Genomic DNA, 1,084 nt, shown 5'->3' with positions numbered 1-1,084 from the left:
GGCGGATTCGACTAATAAGTGCAATTTTTCAGAAAGGCGGTCAGTTGCTATAGTAGGCACCTTTCCCGCCACAGGAAAATGCACTATGGCCTATACACAACTGACCGAGACAGAAAGATATCAGATTTCCAGTTTAAAAAAAGCGGGTTTTTCACAGCGTTTCATTGCTGAGTCACTTAAGCGAAGCCCATCGACCATCAGCAGAGAATTGAAGAGAAATCAAGAAGTCCAGACATACTGCCCCGAACAGGCTCATTTAAAGGGATTGGCTCGTCGTCATTTTGCTAAGAAAGCCGTGAAAATCACACCGGAAGTAAAAAAATGGATAAAACGGTTAATTTGGAAAGATTTAAGTCCTGAGCAGGTGGCTGATTATTTGAAGCAACATAAAGGGATATTTTTGCATCATGAGACGATTTATAGGCTGATTTATCAAGATAAAATAGAGGGGGGTGATTTATGGCAACATCTACGAATTGCTAGAAAACCCTATCGTAAACGCTATGGTTGCTATGAAAAAAGAGGCAAAATTAAAAATCGGGTCAGTATTGATAAGCGCCCGGAACTCGTTGATAAAAAAGAGCGTATCGGCGACTGGGAAGGTGATACGATAATTGGGAAAGATAAAAAAAGTGCCTTATTAACCCTGGTTGATCGTAAAACGCTGTATACAATTATTGTTAAACTGGATGGCAAGCGAGCATCAGAAGTCACGAAAGCGGTGGTGAAAGTATTATATCCGTTAAAACAAAGGGTTAAGACCATCACCTTCGATAACGGTTTGGAGTTCGCAGATCATGAAACCATGAGTAAAAAATTAGAAACCGAAATTTACTTTGCCCACCCTTACTCGCCTTGGGAAAGAGGGATCAATGAGAATATCAACGGGTTAATTAGACAATACTTTCCAAAGGGAACTGATTTTAATGAAGTCTCTGATCAGGAAATAAATTTTGTGGTAAACAGATTAAATCATCGCCCCCGAAAAACACGGGGTGGGAAGACACCGAATGAATTATTTAAGGGTATACGAACATGTTTACTTCCAGATTAACGATGTTGCACTTATTATGTGAATCTACCA

At 39.9% G+C, this 1,084-nt stretch carries 1 protein-coding gene; it reads left to right on the top strand.

Annotation, left to right across the window (positions count from 1 at the left end; genetic code table 11):
- Positions 1-85 precede the first annotated feature (85 nt).
- A complete protein-coding gene (locus AACQ83_RS24200; RefSeq protein WP_112879885.1) occupies positions 86-1,054 on the top strand; it encodes an IS30 family transposase in 969 nt (322 codons plus the stop codon).
- Positions 1,055-1,084: the final 30 nt, after the last annotated feature.

It is taken from the genome of Photorhabdus sp. S10-54, assembly GCF_963878145.1.
In the GTDB taxonomy this organism is placed as follows: domain Bacteria; phylum Pseudomonadota; class Gammaproteobacteria; order Enterobacterales; family Enterobacteriaceae; genus Photorhabdus; species Photorhabdus kayaii.
Note: the sequence above shows the minus strand (reverse complement) of the source record. Positions and strands in the feature narration are given on the sequence as shown.